This is a genomic window from Azospirillum oryzae (genome assembly GCF_008364795.1).
In the GTDB taxonomy this organism is placed as follows: Bacteria; Pseudomonadota; Alphaproteobacteria; order Azospirillales; family Azospirillaceae; genus Azospirillum; species Azospirillum oryzae.
Genome location: NZ_VTTM01000014.1, coordinates 33,707 through 52,049, shown reverse-complemented (window position 1 = coordinate 52,049; position 18,343 = coordinate 33,707). Strand labels below are relative to the sequence as shown.

14 protein-coding genes are annotated in these 18,343 nt (G+C 69.9%); 1 reads left to right on the top strand and 13 read right to left on the bottom strand.

Annotation, left to right across the window (positions count from 1 at the left end):
• Positions 1-15 precede the first annotated feature (15 nt).
• From FZ938_RS26445 to FZ938_RS26390, 12 genes are all read right to left on the bottom strand, one after another.
• Positions 16-5,997: a tetratricopeptide repeat protein gene (locus tag FZ938_RS26445; protein WP_149201268.1), complete on the bottom strand. Its 5,982-nt coding sequence runs from the start codon at positions 5,995-5,997 to the stop codon at positions 16-18.
• The gene (locus tag FZ938_RS26440) at positions 5,994-6,443 is read right to left on the bottom strand and encodes a flagellar biosynthesis repressor FlbT (RefSeq protein ID WP_149201267.1); all 450 of its coding nucleotides are present in this window, start codon (positions 6,441-6,443) and stop codon (positions 5,994-5,996) included. The genes FZ938_RS26445 and FZ938_RS26440 overlap by 4 nt, the downstream gene beginning before the upstream one ends.
• A 142-nt stretch (positions 6,444-6,585) precedes the next feature.
• On the bottom strand, positions 6,586-8,448 hold the full coding sequence (locus tag FZ938_RS26435) for a flagellin N-terminal helical domain-containing protein (RefSeq protein ID WP_149201266.1): 1,863 nt from the start codon (positions 8,446-8,448) through the stop codon (positions 6,586-6,588).
• A gap of 200 nt (positions 8,449-8,648) precedes the next feature.
• On the bottom strand, positions 8,649-9,707 hold the full coding sequence (locus FZ938_RS26430; RefSeq protein ID WP_149201265.1) for a 3-oxoacyl-ACP synthase III family protein: 1,059 nt from the start codon (positions 9,705-9,707) through the stop codon (positions 8,649-8,651).
• Positions 9,708-9,759: 52 nt separating this feature from the next.
• On the bottom strand, positions 9,760-10,515 hold the full coding sequence (locus tag FZ938_RS26425) for an SDR family NAD(P)-dependent oxidoreductase (RefSeq protein ID WP_149201264.1): 756 nt from the start codon (positions 10,513-10,515) through the stop codon (positions 9,760-9,762).
• Positions 10,512-11,702: an AMP-binding protein gene (locus tag FZ938_RS26420; RefSeq protein WP_149201263.1), complete on the bottom strand. Its 1,191-nt coding sequence runs from the start codon at positions 11,700-11,702 to the stop codon at positions 10,512-10,514. The genes FZ938_RS26425 and FZ938_RS26420 overlap by 4 nt, the downstream gene beginning before the upstream one ends.
• Positions 11,699-11,947, bottom strand: coding sequence for an acyl carrier protein (locus FZ938_RS26415; RefSeq protein WP_085083545.1), 249 nt, complete (start codon positions 11,945-11,947; stop codon positions 11,699-11,701). Before FZ938_RS26415 ends, FZ938_RS26420 begins: the two co-directional genes overlap by 4 nt.
• On the bottom strand, positions 11,944-12,834 hold the full coding sequence (locus FZ938_RS26410) for an alpha/beta fold hydrolase (RefSeq protein WP_149201262.1): 891 nt from the start codon (positions 12,832-12,834) through the stop codon (positions 11,944-11,946). The genes FZ938_RS26415 and FZ938_RS26410 overlap by 4 nt, the downstream gene beginning before the upstream one ends.
• 3 nt (positions 12,835-12,837) lie before the next feature.
• Positions 12,838-13,071: an acyl carrier protein gene (locus FZ938_RS26405; protein WP_149201261.1), complete on the bottom strand. Its 234-nt coding sequence runs from the start codon at positions 13,069-13,071 to the stop codon at positions 12,838-12,840.
• A 32-nt stretch (positions 13,072-13,103) separates the two neighbouring features.
• On the bottom strand, positions 13,104-13,850 hold the full coding sequence (locus tag FZ938_RS26400; protein ID WP_149201260.1) for a cytidylyltransferase domain-containing protein: 747 nt from the start codon (positions 13,848-13,850) through the stop codon (positions 13,104-13,106).
• On the bottom strand, positions 13,843-14,901 hold the full coding sequence (gene pseI / locus FZ938_RS26395; protein ID WP_149201259.1) for a pseudaminic acid synthase: 1,059 nt from the start codon (positions 14,899-14,901) through the stop codon (positions 13,843-13,845). Before pseI ends, FZ938_RS26400 begins: the two co-directional genes overlap by 8 nt.
• A 124-nt stretch (positions 14,902-15,025) precedes the next feature.
• The gene (locus tag FZ938_RS26390) at positions 15,026-16,624 is read right to left on the bottom strand and encodes a glycosyltransferase (protein ID WP_149201258.1); all 1,599 of its coding nucleotides are present in this window, start codon (positions 16,622-16,624) and stop codon (positions 15,026-15,028) included.
• Between the two features lie 190 nt (positions 16,625-16,814).
• Between FZ938_RS26390 and FZ938_RS26385 the strand changes: the two genes are divergently transcribed.
• Entirely contained in the window at positions 16,815-17,033 is a 219-nt protein-coding gene (locus FZ938_RS26385) for a hypothetical protein (protein WP_149201257.1), read from the top strand.
• A gap of 12 nt (positions 17,034-17,045) precedes the next feature.
• On the opposite strand, the gene FZ938_RS26380 is transcribed toward FZ938_RS26385, so the two are convergent.
• The gene (locus tag FZ938_RS26380; protein WP_149201256.1) at positions 17,046-18,341 is read right to left on the bottom strand and encodes a pentapeptide repeat-containing protein; all 1,296 of its coding nucleotides are present in this window, start codon (positions 18,339-18,341) and stop codon (positions 17,046-17,048) included.
• Between the last annotated feature and the right edge of the window lie 2 nt (positions 18,342-18,343).

The following is an 18,343-nucleotide window of genomic DNA, read 5'->3' as shown; positions in this document are numbered from 1 at the left end:
CGACGGCAGGCCTTTTCAACCGATGGCCCGACCGGGACGCGCAAGCTCCGCCGCCACGGCCGGCAGCAGATCGGCCACCTGTTGGCCGGGGCCCGTCCGGAACAGACGCATCGACGGGAACCAGGGCCGCACCCCGGTGCCGAGCATCGTCCAGTCGCCCGTCCGCGCCAGCCGCCAGACCGGCATGCCCAGCGCCGCAGCCAGTTCTCCGGTGGAGGTGGCGGGCGCGATCACCAGATCCAGGGCCGACATCAGCGCCGCCGTGCCATCGAGGTCGTCGCGCAGGTCGAGGTCGGGGAAGGCGTGCGGCGCACGGCCGAAAGCCTCCCGGGCCGCCGCCAGTTCGGCCCCGCAGTCGCCATATTGCAGATTGACCAGAATCAGCCCCGGCAGGGTCAGCACCGGCCGCCAATCCTCGATCCGCGTATAATCGGGCATGCGGTCCGGATCGAGCTGGCCGCTACGCCAGGCGATGCCGACCCGCAAGTCCTCTCCCAATTCGGCCAACCGCCGGCGCCAGCCGTCGACCGCCGCCGGGTCGGCACGCAATGCCGGCTCCAGCCCGGCGAACCCTGTCAGGGAAGCGCCCAAATGGCGCGACAGCGATCCGATCGGGAGATGGCAGTCGACATCGGTCGACGGCTCGGCCAGGGAGGCCGGCGCCGCCCGCACCGTCGCCTGCGGGAAGGAGCGGGCGAACAGCGGAACGAAGCGCGGGTCGCATTCCACCACGATGCGCCCCCCTTCCCGGCCGGCGCGGGCGATCAGTTCGGGCAGGCGCTGAGCGAACATCAGCTCGTCGCCGATCCCCTGCTCGCGCCAGACCAGCAGGCTCTTCCCCGACAGGTCACCGCCCGTCCAGAGCGGGGCCGCCGGACGGCGGACGGCGGACGTCAGGTCGCGCGTGTCGAACCGCCGATCATAGCCTTCCCATCCCTGCGCCAGCCGGCCGGCGGCGAGATCGAGAACCCCGGCATTGAAAGCCGCCGCCGCGTGGCCGGGTTCGGCCGCCAGAGCACGGCCGCACCACAGGGACGCCGCGGCGTCGTCTCCCATCTCGCGCAGCAGCCGGCCGCGGTTCGCCATTCCGTCGGCCAGGGCGGGGACGAGCGCCAGGGCGTAGCGGCCCGCCCGCTCCGCGGCGTTCAGCCGGCCGAGACGCCGCAGCGCCACCGACAGGTTCACCCATCCCGCCTCCAGTGCCGGTGCCCGCCGGAGCGCCTGGGCATGGGCCCGCTCCGCCTCGCCCCAGCGGCCGAGCCGGGCGAGGGTCGCGCCCAGATTGTCATACGCCTCCGCAAGGTCGGGGTCGGCGGCGACCGCCCGCTGGTGGAACGGCACGGCGGCCCCGCTCCGCTCCAGCGCGTCGAACGCATTGCCCAGGTTGGTCAGCGCCGCGGCGTTGCCGGGCTGAAGCGCCAGGGCGGTCCGGAAACCGGCGGCGGCCGGTCCTGCCCGCCCGAGTGCCAAGCGAACGTTCCCCAGGCTGATATGCGCCGTCGCATAATCCGGGGCGGCGGCGACCGCCGCTGCGATGCGCGCTTCGCCGCGTTCCGGCGTGCCCGTCTGGTGGGCGAGCAGGCCGGACAGATGGAGCGCCACCGGATCCCGCGGGCGGTGGGTGAGTACCCGCTCGTAAAGCGGGGCTGCCGCAGCGAAGGAACCGGCACGATGGGCGGCGACCGCCTGCTCCAGAAGCCGATCCGGGTCGGGGTCCGTGGTCTCGCCATCCCCCATACCGACAGATGCCCCGGCAGGCGCCGTCCCCCTCCCGCGCGGCGATGCGGTGGCCCGCAATATCTTCGCCATCTGGACCAGTGCCGCCTCCAGCCCCTCGCCGGTGTTGGGCTGGAACAGGCGCATCGACGGGAACCAGGGCCGGACGCTGGTGCCCAGCTGCGTCCAGTCGCGGCTGCCGAAGCGCCAGACCGGCACACCCAGCGCACCCGCCAGTTCCCCCGCCGACATCGCCGGCGAGATCACCAGATCCAGGTTCGCGGTCAGCGCCGCCGCCCGGTCGAAATCGTCCTTCAGGTCCAAGTCGGCCCAGCGGTGGATGGTCACGCCAAAGCGCTCCTCCGCCGCCCGCAGTTCCGCCTCGCAGTCGCCATATTGCAGGTTGACGAACACCAGTCCGGGGACGGCGAACAGCGGTCCCCAATGTTCCAGCAGCACATAGGCCGCCTTGCGCTCGGCCGTCATCAGCTGGCTGCGCCAGCCGATGCCGATCCGCAAGCCCGGCCCCAGCGCCGCCAGCCGCTCCCGCCAGCGCTCCACCAGCACCGGATCCGGCACCAGCCAGGAGGTCCGTTCGGGGAAACGCTTCAACTCGGTGCGCAGCAGGCGCGGCAGGCCGCCGGCGGCGATCTGGACATCGGCGTCGCGCGGGTCGGTGCTTTCCGGGCGGACATCGGCATCGGGGAAGGAGCGCGCGAACAGCCGCACCAGCCGGCGGTCGCACTCGATCACCAGACGGCCGGCGCGCCGCATCGCCTCATCATAGCAGGAGGCGAAGAGGAATTCGTCGCCAACGCCCTGCTCCCGCCACACCAGCAGGCGCCGCCCGGCGATGTTCTCGCCGCGCCAAGCCCGTATCGACAGCCGGCGCCGATGGTTCCGCAACGCCGGAGTGCCGAAGCGCCATTCATAGCCGCTCCAGCCCGACCGGAGGACGCCGGTCTCCAGAAGCAGGAGCGCGCGGTTGAAATGGGACTGCGCATGCTTGGGATCGGCCTGCAGGGCCGCATCGAAGGCGGCCAGCGCCTCCTCATGCCGGCTTTGCCGCTTCAGCAGATAGGCCAGATTGCCATGGGCCTCGGCCAGCGACGGGGCAAGGCCGATCGCGGTGCGGTGGCAGGCCTCCGCCTCCGCGGCCATGCCCAGCGCTTCCAGGCTGTTGCCCAGGTTGGTCCAGGCGACGGCGAGGCCGGGGTCGCTGCGGATCGCGCGGCGTGCCGTGCGCGCGGCCTCGGCGAAACGGTCGAGCTTGTGGAGAGCGGTGCCGAGGTTGCTGAGCATATCGGCGGCCCCCGGCATCAGGGCGACCGCGATGCGATGGGCCGCCACCGCATCCTCGGGACGTAGCGCCAGTTCGGCACGGTGGCCATGGGCAGGCGCCAGATCGGGGCGCAGGCGCAGGGCGTGGGCAACCGCGAATCGCGCCTCCCCATCCAGCCCCAGGCGGCGCAGCAGCGCGGTCCGGTTGACCCAGTGCCCGACACCGTCGGGCTGCACCGCGACACAGGCGCGCGACGCCCGCTCGGCCGCATCGAAGCGGCCCAACGCCTGGCAGACCTCGCTCAACGCGGCATGGGCGGAGGCATTGACCGGGTCGGCGGCGACGGCGCGGACCAGCAGGGCCTGCGCCTCTTCCAATGCTCCGCGTCGCTTCGCCAGCACACCGGCCAGATGTAGGGCGACCGGATGACCGGGGATCGTGTCGAGCACCTGCCGCACCAGGGTGTCCGCCGCCGCCGCATCGCCGGCGCGGTAATGGGCGACGGCATCCGCCGTCAGTCTGTCGGTCTCGCTTCCCGGCCTTCCGTCCGCGTCGGGGACCGGAAGGGGCAGCGGAGGCTTGCCGGATGCCGCGCGCGCCAACTCCACCGCCATTCGGACCAGCATGGCCTCCAGCCCCTCGCCGGAGTTGGGCTGGAACAGGCGCATCGACGGGAACCAGGGCCGGACGCCGGTGCCCAGCTGCGTCCAGTCGCGGGTGCCGAAACGCCAGACCGGCACACCCAGCGCACCCGCCAGTTCCCCCGCCGACATCGCCGGCGAGATCACCAGATCCAGGTTCGCGGTCAGTGCCGCCGCCCCGTCGAAATCGTCTTTCAGGTCCAGGTCGGCCCAGCGGTGGATGGTCACGCCGAAGCGCTCCTCCGCCGCCCGCAGCTCCGCCTCGCAGTCGCCATATTGCAGGTTGACGAACACCAGTCCGGGGACGGCGAACAGCGGTCCCCAATGCTCCAGCAGCACATAGGAAGCCTTGCGCTCGGCCGTCATCAGCTGGCTGCGCCAGCCGATGCCGATCCGCAAGCCCGGCCCCAGCGCCGCCAGCCGCTCCCGCCAGCGCTCCTCCAGCACCGGATCCGGCACCAGCCAGGGGCCCTGCGGTTCGAAGGCGGACAGGTTGCCGCGCAGCAGTTCCGGCAGGTCGCCAGCCGGCACATGGAAATCGATGCCCGGCGGCCGGTCCGGCGAATGAATCGTCTCCCTGCCCGCGGCATCGACCGATTCCGCCCGAACGGTCGCTTGGGGAAAGGAGCGCGCGAACAACGGCACCAGCCGTCGGTCGCATTCGATCTCCACATGCCCGGCACGCGCGATCAACGCCGGATAGCAGGAGGCAAACAGGATCTCGTCACCGACCCCTTGCTCGCGCCACACCAGCAGGCGGCTGCCGCCGGGCTCCTCGCCGCGCCACAGCGGGGCGGCGATCCGGCGGTTCACATACCCCTTGGCCCTGAAACGCCAGCGGTATCCCTCCCACCCGCCGGCGAGATCGCCGCGGGCGAGACGCATCATACCGCGGTTGAGGTGCGCCGTGCCGAGCGACGGATTGATCGACAGGGCGAGGTTCATGAAGGGCTCGGCCGCCGCATGGTCCTGGCGGTATTGCCAGATCATCATGCCGAGATTGCCCGCGGCCTCCGCATTGTTGCCGTCGATCTCCAGCGCGCGCCGATGGGCCGCCTCCGCCTCCCCGATACGGCCGAGAATCTGCAGGGCCAAGCCGTAGCCGGTCAATGCGGCCGGGTCCTCGGCATCGACCGCCAAGGCACGCCGGTACATACGCACCGCCCCGCCGGTGTCGTCGCGCTCGAGAAGCAGGCCGGCGAGATTGGAATAGGCCTCCACGCTTCGGGGGTCCGCCGCCGCGGCACGGCGACAGAGATGCTCGGCGCGGTCGGTCTCCCGCTTGCCGATGTGGGTGCCGGCGAGATTGACCAGGGCCTTCCCGTAGTCGGGCCGAAGGCGCAGGGCGCGCCGGTACCACCGCGCCGGCCGTTCGAAATCGCTCGCGGGGTCGTAGCGATCCTCCAGCGACGTCCCGAGATTGTTGACCGCCACGGCGTCGTCGGGGCTGAGGACCAGCGCCTGGCGCAGCACCGGGACGGCCTCGTCGGTCGTCCCGAGTTCGAGCAGGGCCACGCCCAGATTGTTGCAGGCGCCCTGCATCGTCGGTTCGCGGTCCAACGCAAGGCGGAACTGCGCGACCGCCTCACGCAGCCGCCCCATGCCCTGCAGGGCGGTGCCGAAGGTGAAGTGCAACTGCGCATTGCCGGGATGCGCCGCGACCGCCGGGGCGAGAACGCCGCAGGCTCCCCCATGGTCGCCCCGGCCATTCAGCAGCGCGCCCAGTTCCAGCGACAGCTCCGCGTCCGTCGGGGCAGTCTCCAGCGCACGGCGCAGGCAGGCCTCCGCATCCGGGTGGCCCAGCCCGCGCAGACAGATCGCCAGATGCCGCCAGGCGGCGGACCGCGACGGATCGGCCTGGACCACCGCATAGAAGGCATTGGCCGCCGGCGCGATCCGGCCCAATTCCCGCTGAAGGATGCCGTAATTGAATCGAGCAGTCAGATTGTCCGGGTCGAAGGTCAGCGCGCGGGCATAGGAGTCCGCCGCCTCTTCCCGCCGGCCGAGGTGCTGAAGCACGGTGGCTCGGTTGCCATAGGCCTCGACATAGCGGTCGTTCTGCCTGATCGCGACCGCATAGGCGGCAAGCGCCTCCTCCGGCATGTCCAGATCGGCCAGGACATTGCCGAGGCTGTTGTAGGCGTTGGGAAAGCGCGGTTGCAGCGCCAGGGCCGCCCCCAGTCCGGATAGAGCCTCGGCGGTCCGGCCGGTCTGGTAGGCGATCATGGCCGACAGGTGCAGCGCGTCGGCGTGCGCCGGATCGTCGATCAGGATCCGGCGATACAGCGCCAGCGCCTCGGCGAAGCGGCCGGCGCGGTGCAGCGACAATGCGGCGTCGAGCAGATCGGCTGCGGTCACGGCATCCGGTCTGTCGTCGGGGTGTCGTCGTCGTCGGCGCCACCGCCGATCTGTTCGGCGCCGTCATCGACCGCTGCGCCGTTCGCCGCCCGGAACAGTTTGCGGCACAGCTTGAGCGCCCGGTAGTAGTTGCGGCCTTCGACCAGCCGCGTGATCTCGTCCAGCGTCTTTGCCGCGTCGGGCCGCGCCTCCCGCGTTTCGTCGAGAATGGAGGCGAAGCGCTGAAGGTTCAGCGTCGAGTCTTCCGGGAAGATGTAGACGAGCTGAATGACGAAATAGAGTTTCTTCTCGATACAGTCGATCTGCTCTTCCTTCAGCACCTCGCGTCCACGCAGGAAATTGGCGGTGTTGTAAAGGAAGAACGAGCCCGGACGGTCACCGGCACCGATGACGGCACCGTTGATGATGACCTTCTCGTTGGGACGAAGCACGAACTTGAGTGGCATGAGCGAGGAACCCGGGGCTTGCGGGCCGTCGCCGTCCGGCCTTTGCCGGCCCGGTCCGGCCCAAAAAAGAAACGGGCGGCGGCCTGATGCCGCCGCCCGCCGGGCGTGATCCTACCCGAACTTGCCGTCCGAACTCTACGCCTTAGAACAGGCGCAGGATCGACTGCTGCGACTGGTTGGCCAGCGAGAGGGCGATGGTGCCCAACTGCTGCCGGGTCTGCAGCATCAGCAGGCTCGCGCCTTCCTCGTTCTGGTCGGCCAGCGTCAGCTTGCTGGCTCCTTCCGTCAGCACGTCGCTGAACTCCTTGGTGAAGTTCTCGCGGGTCGTGATGATGTTCAGGTTGGTCGACAGCGACTGGGAGGCCGAACGGATCGTCGCCTTGGCATTGTCGAGACCCGCGACCGCCTTGTCGATGTCGGCGCGGTCCGTCCAGTCGTTCTGCGCTTCGTCGAGCTTCAGGCCCTGACCGCTGGTGGTCAGGTTCACCGCGCCCACCGTGATCGAGTTGGTGTTCGTCTCGTTGAGCTGGACGGTGATGTCGTTCGACGAGTTGGCGTCGGAGATCTGCTTGGTGACGATGTTGGCCGAGCAGTTCGACGAAGCGGCCTGCTTGATGGTCTTGGCATCGACGTTCAGATGGACCGTGCCGCTGTCGAAGGCGAAGGCCTGGTCGCCGCTCGCCAGCTTGCCGTCGCCCTGATCGCTCATGCCGTCGCGGGTGACCTGGGCGCCGTTGGAGTTGGTGACCTGGATTTGCAGGTCGACCTTCTTCTCGATGGTCGAGATGCCGTTGCCCTGGTTGTTCGCCGCTTCCATCAGGCGACGATCAACCGTGAAGGAGACCACCGTGCCCGACGCGAAGCTCTCCGAGATCTTCTTGGTCAGCGCGTTGGTCGTGCTGGAGGTCAGGGAGAAATCGCGCACCACGCCGCTCGTGGTGTTACCGGTCAGGGTGATGGTGCCGCTGCTGCCGATGGAGGCGGTGGCGACATCCTTGCCGGCCAGACGGCCGCTACCCGAGATGGCGCCGCTGATCGAGGCCTGCAGCTTGGTCGCCACGTTGACAGCGGCGTTCTGGCCGACGGCCACGTCGCCGCTTGTGGCGGTGTAGCTGAAGGTCTGGCCTTCCACCGTGATCGAGAAGATGTCGCCTTCCTCGATGGTGCCGCTGACGTTCACCGTCGACACCTGCGCCACGCCCGAGGTCGCCGCCGTCTTCAGGTTGGTGGAGGTCGTCTGCGTGTTGTCGAAGTAGGAGGTCGTCCGGCTTTCGTTGCCGTCCGACACGATGATGTCACGGGTGCGGCCGTTGGCACCGCGCACTTCGATCTGGACGTTGGAGAAGCTGCCCGAGGTGCTGGAGATGGTGCCCGACAGCTTCAGGCCGGTCAGGCCGTGCGCATTTTCGGCCGAGTTAATGTCGTCGGACTTGCCTTCGATCGAGCCGTCGCCCTTGATGCGGATCGAATAAGTGTCCGGCGCCTGCACGTTGGTGACGCGGGCGTTGTCGACGCCGACGATGGTGTTGACGGCGGCACGGGACGAGCTGGTGCTGTCCATGCTGAGGCCGTTGCCGGCGATCAGGTTCTTACCGCCGTAACCGCTGTCGGCGGCCAGCTTGTCAATCTGTCCGCGCAGCGTGTTGAACTGTGCGGCCAGCGATTTGCGGGTGGCGATGGAGGCGGCATCGTTGCCGAGCGCCGCATAGGCGGCGGTGGTCAGGCCCTTGGCCTGGTCGACCATGGAGTCGATGGAGGTCAGGCCCTTGTCGGCGGCCTGGATCGTGCTGATCGACTGACCCATCGCGTCCTTCAGCGACGTCAGGTCGCCGGCGCGCTGGTTCAGACCCTTGGCCGAGAAGAAGGCGGTCGGGCCGTCGAGGGCGGTGTTGACCTTGTTGCCCGTCGACAGGATGTTCTGTTTCTTGTTGATCTGTTCCTGCGTGCTTTGCAGCTGCAGCAGGTTGGTCCGCATGGACGATGAGAGGGTAACGTTGCCAGCCATGATAGCCACTCCTTTGGAGGATCAATGTCCGGACGCGCACCGCTTTCGGAACGCTTGGCCCGGAAGGGGACTAATTCCCCCGCCAAAGTGGTAGGCAAGAAGCGGGCCAGTTCAAATTTGCCGGGTTTCCTTGGTAATCCGTGCCGGTGGGCAGGAACGCACCCGGCAAATTTTGCCCACCTGCCGGCAAATTCTGCCGGTTAAGGGGCAGGGGTTGCCGGGGCGGCAGATTCTGCCGGGTATTTCCTGCCGGGCAGGACAACCGTTTCGCACACCGCCAGCGGTCCGACGGCGAGCGCCGCGCTGCCCCAGGACCAGCCGACGCCGAAGCCCGACAGCAGCAACCGGCGGCAGCCCGAGGCTAGCGGTTCCGCCAGCGAACCCGTCAATGCCAGCGGGATGGAGGCGGAGCTGGTATTGCCGACCTCCCGCAGGGCGACGACGGTTCGATCGGCGGAAACCCCCAATTTCTGACCAAGATGGCGGATCATCTGGGCGTTGGCCTGGTGCAGGACGAGATGGTCGACCATGTCCGTGGTCCAGTTGGCACACTCCAGCACGGCGCGGACGCTGCCCGGCACTTCGCGCAGGGTGAAGGCGAAGACCTGGGTTCCGTCCATGAATAGCCGCGGCGGCCGGTCGGGATGGCGCATCGCGCCGCCGTCCGCCGCCAGATAGGGCGCACCGGTGCCATCGCTGCCCAAGTCGAAGGCCATCGGATCAGCTGAGTCGTCCAGTTCGAGGGCGACCGCGGCGGCGCCATCGCCGAACAGCGGCGCCACGGCGCGATCCTCCGGATCGATCAGCTGCGAGGTGGTGTCGCCGACCAGCAGCAGCGCCCGCCGTCCGGCCGCCTTCAGCAGCCCCGCCGCCGCCCACAGCCCATAGACGAAGCCGGAGCAGCCGTGGGTGATGTCGAGCACCGCCGCCCCCTTGCGCAGCCCGAGCCGCCGGTGCAGGAGCGAAGCGGTGCCCGGCAGCGTCTGGTCGTGGGTCTGGGTCACCAGGACCAGCAGGTCGAGGCTACCCGGCTCCCAGCCCAGCCCGTCGAGCAGACGGCGGGCGGCGGCCTCCGCAAGGTCGCTGGTGCATTGACCGGGAGCGACGATCCGCCGTTCCTCGATCCCGGTGGCGGCGGCGATCTTGCGGGCCGCGTCCTCGCCGAAGCGGCGGGCGAGATCCCCGACCGTCTCGCGTCCTTCCGGCACGCAGCCGACGACGCCGCGCACGCCCACCCCGTCGATCCGGCTGGCGACCATCTCCGCCTCCCCTGTTCCCTTACGGATTTCCCAATGGCTTTGCTTGTGGGCGTCAACAGGTTATGCCGCCGTCCACCGTAAGGGTCTGACCCGTGATGAAGCCACCACCGTCGCCGAGCAGGAAACGGACCAGCGGCACGACGTCCGCCGCGGTGCCGAGCCGCCCCAACGGCGTGCGGCGGACGATCTGGTCGCGCTGCCCGTCCGACAGGGTGCCCGACATCTCTGTGTCGAGATAGCCCGGCGCCACCGAGTTCACGGTGATCGCCCGCCGCCCGACCTCGCGCGCCAGCGCCCGCGTCAGGCCATCCAGCCCGGCCTTCGACGCCGAATAGGCGGCGAGCCCGACATAGCCGCGCTGGCCGATGATCGAGGAGATGTTGACGATGCGTCCACCGCGGGCGCCAGCCCCGCGCGCCGTCAGCTTGGCCCGCAGGAAGGCGCGGGCGGCCTGGAGGGCGCCGGTCAGGTTGGTCTGGATCACCGCTTCGGCATCCACCTCCGGGAAGGTCGCCAGCACGCCTTCGCGGGCGATCCCCGCATTGTTGACCAGTCCCCACAGCGGCGCCTCGCCGCCCCAGGCGATGACGGCATCGAAGAAGGCGCGCACCTCGTCGCCGTCGCCGATGCGGCAGGGGTGCCAGAACAGTTCGGGACCGGCCAGCCGTTCCAGCGCTTCGGAGGGAGAACGGCTGCAGGTGGAGACCCGATAGCCGTCGGCAAGCAGCGCCTCCACCAGCGCAAGGCCGAGGCCGCGGCTGCCGCCAGTGACGATGACGTGACGTTTCGGCTCGGCGGACGCGGTCATGGGGCTCCCTTTCGGCTCTTCTTGCCCGCTGCGCTCAGCGGGATATGGTCGGCGAAGGTTAGGGCGCGCGGACGGGCTGCGGGCGGCAGGTCGGCGGTAGCGGCGCGCAGGGCGACGCGAAGGGCGGGGTCATCGGCGCCTGGGACCGGAACGATGGTGGCGGTCAGGAGATGGCCGGTGATCGGGCTCGTCACCGCGACGACCGCGGCATCCGCCACCCCGTCGACCGCCAGCAGGCGCCGCTCCACCACCTCCGGCGAGACCTTCACCCCCCCGACATTGACCAGCCCGTCGAGCCGGCCGGCGAACAGCACCCGGTCGCCCCGGCGTTCCACGAGGTCGCCGGTGGACAGCCAGCCGTCGGCATCGACCGCCCCCGGTGCCGCGCGCGGGCTGCGCACTTCCAGCACCCCGTCGGCGATGCGCATTTCCAGCCCGTCCGGCGCCGCGTCCAGCCAGGCCGCCGGAAAGCCGGCCCGACCATCGGCGACGGCGAACAGCGCTCCCGCCTCGGTCGAGGCGTAGATGTGGCGCAGCCGGGCATGGGGAAACCGCTTTGCCAGCCGGTCGAGAAGCGGCTGGTCGGCGGCCTCGCCCCCCAGCGTCACCGCGGCCAGCGGCAGGTCGAGCGCCGTTTCCGGTCCGCCCAACGCCATCAGGAAGGCGCGCCAGAAGCTGGGTGTGCCGCTGACATGGGTCACGGCATGGCGCCGCGCCGCTTGCGCCAGCGCGGCGATGGTCCCGGCGCCCCGATTGGGCACGGCGACCAGCAGCGCCCCGGCCGCGGCGGCGGTCAGCATCACCTGAAGGCCGGCGAAGGCGCCCGGATCATAGGTCAGCAGCCAGCGTGCGCCCTCCTCCGCCACGCCGCGCAGCCGCCCGCGCAGGCGGGCGAAATCATGGCGCAGGCGCTTGGGGGTGCCGGTGGTGCCGGAGCTTTCCAGCGTGACGGAGAAGCCCGGCCCGGATTGCCAGCCCCCGGACTCCGCACCGCCACGGGCCAGCAGAAGCCCCTGCCCCACAGTCTCCGCGGCGGCCAGCGCCGCCAGCACGCGCGACGGCCGGTCGGCTTGCACGACACCCCCTGCCGGCATCGGCAACGCGGCAAGGTCTGCCCAGCCGAAGACCTCCTCCCCTTCGATCAGGCGGAAGGCGGGATGGATCCAGTCTGGGCGGCGCCCGGTCATGCGGGAACGGTGTAGAGCGCCGCCAGTTCGCCGACGGTGGTGAACTGCCGGAAGCCTTCGCGGAAGGGATCCTGTCCGGTGCGCTGTTCCAGCACCACCAGCAGCGTGGCGAGGTCGAGGGAGTCTATCGGCAGATCGCCGTCGAGAAAACGGCTGTCCGCCGTCAGGGGCGGCAGCACCTCCCCCTTGTCGGCGGCGATGCGGCCGAGTTCCTCGGCGATCAGGGCGAAGATGCTGTCGGTCATGGTCTGGTCGGCTCGGCAGATGGGTGCCCGGATTGGCCGTCGTCGCAGCCGTCCAGGAAGCTCCGGATGGCGGCGGTCACCGGGCTGGCGGTCTCGATGTGCGGCAGATGGCCGGCATTGTCGAAGACCCGGAACGGAGCGTCCGGCGGCAGCCGGTTGGCGGGCGGCAGCGGGATGATGCGATCCTCGCGGCCCCACAGTACCTGGACCGGCATCGGATAGGCGCTCCAGTCCACCGGCGGTCCGCCGCCATCGGCATGGGCGGCGAAGGACACCTCGATGATGCGTTCCAGCGCGGCGCGGCGAACCGGGTCGGCGCCCTGGGCGTGCAGCACCTCGCCGAAGCGGGGGATCAGCGGCGACGGACCGGCGAACAGCCGTTCGGCGCAGGCGCGCCCCTCCGCAACGTCGGCGGGCGCGATGGCCCGGCGCAGGAAATCCAGGTCGAATGGAGTGCCGAGCCCGGCGCTGGACAGCAGGGTCAGGCTCGCCACCCGGTCGGGCGCCAGCCAGGCCAGTTCGCGCGCGACATAGCCGCCCATCGAATGGCCGACCAGATGCACGCGCGGCAGTTCCAGCCCGTCGAGGAACTCGACCAGCCAAGGAGCGAAATCGGCGACCCGGCCGCTGCCGACATCCGGCGTCGATCCGCCATGGCCCGGCAGATCGACGGCGATGGCACGCCGCCGGGCCGACAGGGCCGACAGGTTGAACTGCCAGGTCAGGCGGTCGCCGGCGAAGCCATGCAGAAGCAGGACGGGCACGCCGCCGCTGCCGACCGACAGGTAGGCGGCAGGGCCGCCGGCGACGGTGGCGACACCGGCGCGCAGGCGGCTGCCTTCGGAGACGGGCCGGGCGGAGACAGGCCGGGAAACGGGAAACGGCACCGCTCAGGCCGCGACCGGGGCACCCGCCAGGGCCAGCAGGTCGGCGACCGTCTTCGCCTTGGCCAGCTTCTCGCCTTCGACCACCACGCCGGTCTTCTCGTCCACCAGCGCGATGAAGCTGATGACTGCCAGCGAATCCCAGGCCTCCAGCGATTCCAGGGTCTCGTCGCCGGTCAGCGTGCCGGGATCCAGTTCGAGCATCTCGTCAAGAGCGAGAAGGAATTCATTGCGATCCATAAGCTTTTCTCCTTGGTCGAACCGGGACCGGATCAGTGCGGCGTCTTTTGCCGGACCGAACGGTTGATGTCCACCCAATCGGGGTGGTCGCGAAGAGTTTTGCAACAATCCTGCCAGCCGAATCCTGGGTTGGACGGGACCAACGCCTCCAGCAGACGGCGCACCAGTTCATAGTCGGCGGGCTCGTCCACGCACCAGCGCTGATCCGCAGGCTCCACCGGCACGTCGGGCACCAGCGCGGTCCCCAACCGGAAGCGGTCGGGCCGGCGGTAGATGTAGGGGGTGACATGCTCCCGTTCAGCCGGGTCGGCGGCGTTGGCCGCCGCCTCGTCCAGCAGGCGGCGCGGGAAGATCTCGGCATCCAGGCCGCGCGGATAGCGGGTGCTGTCGATCGACAGGTAATCCAGCGGCTGGCCTTCCCGGAAGGCGGCGATCAGGCGGCCGACCAGCACCGGGTCGATCAGCGGACAGTCGGCGGTGACGCGCACCACCAGATCGGCGCCGGCCAGCGCCGCGGCACCGGCGAAGCGGCCCAGCACGTCCTGCTCGTCGCCTCGGAAGACGGCGACTCCGAGACCCTGCGCGCACTCCACCACCGGGTCGTCGGTGGCGTTCACCGTCGTCGCCAGAACCACCGCATCCAGCCCTGGCGTGCGGGAAAGCCGTTCCAGATGGTGGGCCAGCAGAGGCCGGCCGGCGGCCGGCATCAGCACCTTGCCCGGCAGCCGGGTGGAGGTCATCCGGGCTTGCGAGATCGCGACGACGCGCGGCCTATCCATGCGAGCCCTCCTGCGTCGGCGGTGCCAGCATGTCCCAGGACAGCGGCTCTCCCCGGTTCAGGCGGCGGGCGGCGCGGCGGCCGAGCACGTCCGGCAGATGCTTGGGCGCCATCCCGAATCCCGGCCGGATGGAGCGGACGTTGGCGGCGGTCAGCGGCTCCCCCGCCTCCAGGTCGGTGACGACATAGAGGGAACGTCGGTAGTCGCGTCCGCCGGCCTCGCTGGGCTTCACCGTATAGTCGACCCGCCCCATGGCGGCGGTCGCCGTGCGCACGGCGTCGGCCATCGCCTTGAACTCGGCCGGCTCCAGGGAAAAGGCGCTGTCGACCCCGCCGTCGGCGCGCGACAGGGTGAAGTGCTTCTCGATGATGGTGGCGCCCATCGCCGCGGCGGCGACCGGCACGGCAATGCCCTGGCTGTGGTCGGACAGGCCGGCGGTGACGCCATCGAAGCTTTGGGCCAGATGAGGGATGGTGCGGAGGTTGCAATCCTCCGGCGGGGTGGGATAGCCGCTGACGCAATGCAGCAGGGCCAGCGGCACGTCGCCGGCCGCCGCCACCGCCTCCTCGATCTCGCCCAGCGTGGCGAGGCCGGTGGAGATGATCAGCGGCTTGCCGGAGCGGGCGGCGCGGCGGATCAGCGGCAGATCGATCAGTTCGAAGGACGCGATCTTGAAGGCCGGGGCGTCGAGTTCCTCCAGCAGTTCGATGGCGGTCTCGTCGAAGGGGGAACTGAAGATGGTCAGACCCAGCGCCCGCGCCCGCTCGAACAGCGGGGCATGCCACTCCCAGGGCGTGTGCGCCTCGCGGTAGAGGTCGTGCAGGGTGCGTCCGCCCCACAGCCCGCCCTCCAGCCGGAAGCCGGGACCGTCATGGGCGATGGTGATGGTGTCGGCGGTGTAGGTCTGCAGCTTGACCGCGTCGGCCCCCGCCTCCTTCGCCGCCTCCACCAGCGCCAGCGCACGGCCCAGGTCGCCGTTGTGGTTCCCCGACATCTCCGCGATCAGATAGGGCAGATGGCCGCAGCCGATCGGACGGCCGGCGATGGACATGGCAGGACGGCCTGGGGGGAGATGGCTGGGGACGGCGTTCGGCAAGGGGCGGCTTTCCAAGGGACCTGCGGCTTATGGTCTGGGGACTGAGGGGATCAGTCTTCCACGAAAATGTGAAGGAAGATTAATTCGCTCCGGCATGTTCGGCGCGCAGCAGGGTCCGCGCCTCCTCGCCATAGGCAAGCAGCCGTTCGACGCATCGGTTGCGGTCGCCGATCTCGATGAAGCGCGCCTTCGCGGCGGCCCCGGCCGCAGCGTGGGCGGCGGCGTCGGTGGCGAGCGTCACGGCACGCTCCAGAAAGGCGTCGCGGCCGGACACGCAGAATTCGGGACCGGAGACGACCGCTCCGTCACCCCAGCCATAGGTCACCACCGGCACCCCTTCGGCCAGGGCGAAGGCCGCGCCGCCGCCGCCGCCCTGGCGCGGCGGGTTGAGGAAGACGCGGCAAAGGCCATAGAGCGCGCGGATGTCGGGGACATGGCCCAGGCAGCGCATGCGCTGCCCATTGCGCAGCGGCGCGAGGCGCGCCTGCAGGTCCCGCACCTCGCCGGCGAACACCAGACCGGCGTCGGGGCAATGGTCCAGAATGTCGTCCAGCAGGCCCAGCACCTCCCCCGTCACTTCCTGATCCAGGCGGGTGCCGACCACCGCGAACAGGGGCGTGCCGTCGGCAAAGCCGGTGTCCACGCGCACGCCGTCGGACGGCGGCAGGGTGTAGCCGAAGGTGAAGGGACGGAAACGGCGGGCGAAGGGGCCGCGATACAGCGCCGGAATCGACAGGGTGTGGTCGCGCTCTTCGAATCCAAGCACGATGGGGGCCAGCGACAGGGTGATGCCGGAACTGGTGGGCAGCGCCACCACCGGCCGGGCGCCGGAGTCGGCGAACAGGTCGGCGACGATGTTCGACCCGCCGAAGGACACGATCAGGTCCGGGTCGTAGCCGTCGATGGCCTCCACGATGACGCGCAGCTTGTCCTGGCTGAAGGCGGGATGGGTGAAGGAGGCGACCTTGACCTGCCGGCCGAACATCCTCAGCGCGTACACGCCCTCCAGATCGGCGGCGACCTCCGCGATCATCGGCGGGATGAAGACGCTCTCGACCCGTGCCGGCAGGCCGTTGACGTTGATGATGGCGACGTCCAGTCCGAACTCGTCCTGCATGCGGGCGGCGAAGTCGAAGCAGTCGCGGGTCGGCTGATGCCCCTGGTTGGTGAACTGGTTGGTCACCACCGCGACACGGCGGATCGGGCCGTCGCGCAAGACCGCCCGCGGCGGCGTCAGGCCCCAGCGCCGCGCGATCTGGCGGACCATCGCCGTATAGTAGCGAAACTGGTCGCAGGGGACGAAGCTCGCCAGCTTGTCACCGCTGGCCACGCCCAGGAACAGCTGCCGCGACATGCACCAGTGGGTGTAGTGCAGGGCCGCCGGATCGGCGCTGTCGCCGCCCAGGATCAGGTAATGGAGAATGCGTTCATAGTGATAGAGATCGCCGGTCAGCAGGAACAGGACCGAGCGCAGCCGGACATTGTCGTTCGACGGCGCCTCGCGCTCCAGCCGCTCGGCCAGCGCCAGACGGCTGTCGAGGTCGAAATCGCGGCGGATCTCCTCGCACAGCGTGGTGAAACGGTTGATCTTCTCGGCGTCGAACTGCCGGTCGGTCAGATAGACCATCATGGCGGCGGCGACCGCGGTCACGCGGTCGGACGGGACCGTTTCCGGCATCTTCTGGACCTTTCGACTGACAGCCTTCCCGTGTGTACCGCCGCCGCCACCGGCAGGGCAAGCGGGCACTGCCCCCGGCGTCCGATACAGGCGCCACGCAGGAGCGTTGTGCGGCGCAGCGGAAGCCGTTGCACCGCAAGGCGGATTGCGACACACTCCCGATACCCACACTTATTGAAGGGATGTTCGCATGGCTGGTTTCGATTCTGCCGCCGGCCCGGCCGGCGTGGTGACCGGGCTGATCGAGAAGGCCGCCGCCGAACTGGACGTCATGTCCGACGCGGCGGGCGAGATCGCACCGGAGGTCGGCGATCTGTCCGCCGTGCTGGTGGAAGCGCAGCGCATCGCTGATCGTGCCGCACTGGACCTGCGCCGCCTGCTCAAGAGGCTGCCGCAGGCGACGGCCTGACGTTTCGCCCCGCTACAGCTTCAGCCCGGCGACGCCGTCCAGGATCGCCCCCTCGGCCAGGGCGCGGCGTTCAAGCTTGGCACCGAACAGCTTGGCGCCGGTAAGGTCGGTCCTGGCGAGGTCGCAGCCGCGCAGGTTGGCGAAGGACAGGTCGGCATTGCCGAGATTGACGGACCGCAGGCTGGCGCCGCTGAGGTCGGCATAGCGCAACTTCGCTCCCGACAGATCGGCGGGGCGGGAGCGATGCTCGTCGAACACCAGGGGCCGCAGATTGACGTTGCGCAGGTCGGCGTTGTTCAGCTTCGCGTTCCGCAGGCTGATGCCGCGCAGGTCGCCGTCCGCCAGCTTCGCCCCGCGCATGTCGGCCCTGTCGAGCACCGCCGCCTGAAGCTGCACACCCGACAGGTCCAGGCCATAGAGCGTCGCCCCAACCGCGCGCAGCATGGTCAGGCACATGTGGGCCAGCGACGGGGCATGGCGCAGGTCGAAGCCGGACAGGTCGAGCATCGCGCCCTGCACCCCGCTCGACCCGACCCAGGTCATATGGTCGGCCAGCAGATCCTCCAGCGACCGCCCCAACTCCGCCACCACGCGGCCGACCGGCTTGTCGGTCAGCGCCTCCTCCACGTCGGCATCGGTGAGGTCGGTCATCACCATGACGGCGCCGGTCAGCACCGCGCCGCGCAGGCAGGCGCCGCGCAGGTCGGCGCCGGACAGGTCGGCCCCCTCCATGTTGGAGCCGGTGAAGTTGGCGCCTCGCATGGTCGCCCGCACCAGCTTGCAGCCGCGCATCACCGCGTCGGAAAAATCGGTGTGGATCGCCATGATGCCCGACATCCGGGCATTGGTCAGGTTGGCGCCCGACAGGTCGGCGCCGTCGGCCTCTGCCGGGGAGGAGTCGATCTGCACCATATGCAGATGGCCGGACCGGTCCTTTTCGGCCAGGGAACCGTCGCGCAGGTCCGCCTCGAACAGGTTGGCGCCGACCAGGATCGCGCCGCGCAGGCAGGCGCCGCGCAGGTCGGCCTTGATCAGACTGGCGCCGTCGAAATTGGCCTGCCGCAGATCGGCGACGAAGAAGGAAGCGCAATCGAGCCGCGCGCCCGCCAGATTGGCACCACGCAGGCTGGCGCCGACGAAATCGGCATGGGCCAGATCGCGGCCCGACAGGTCCAGCCCGGACAGATCGCAGAAGGACAGGTTGGCGCGCGCGCCGCCCACCCGGGCATTGCGGAACATCTCATGCTTCCGCACCGCCAGATCGAGCTGCGCCTGATCGAGACGCCTGAGCGTGCGATTCTGCACCATGG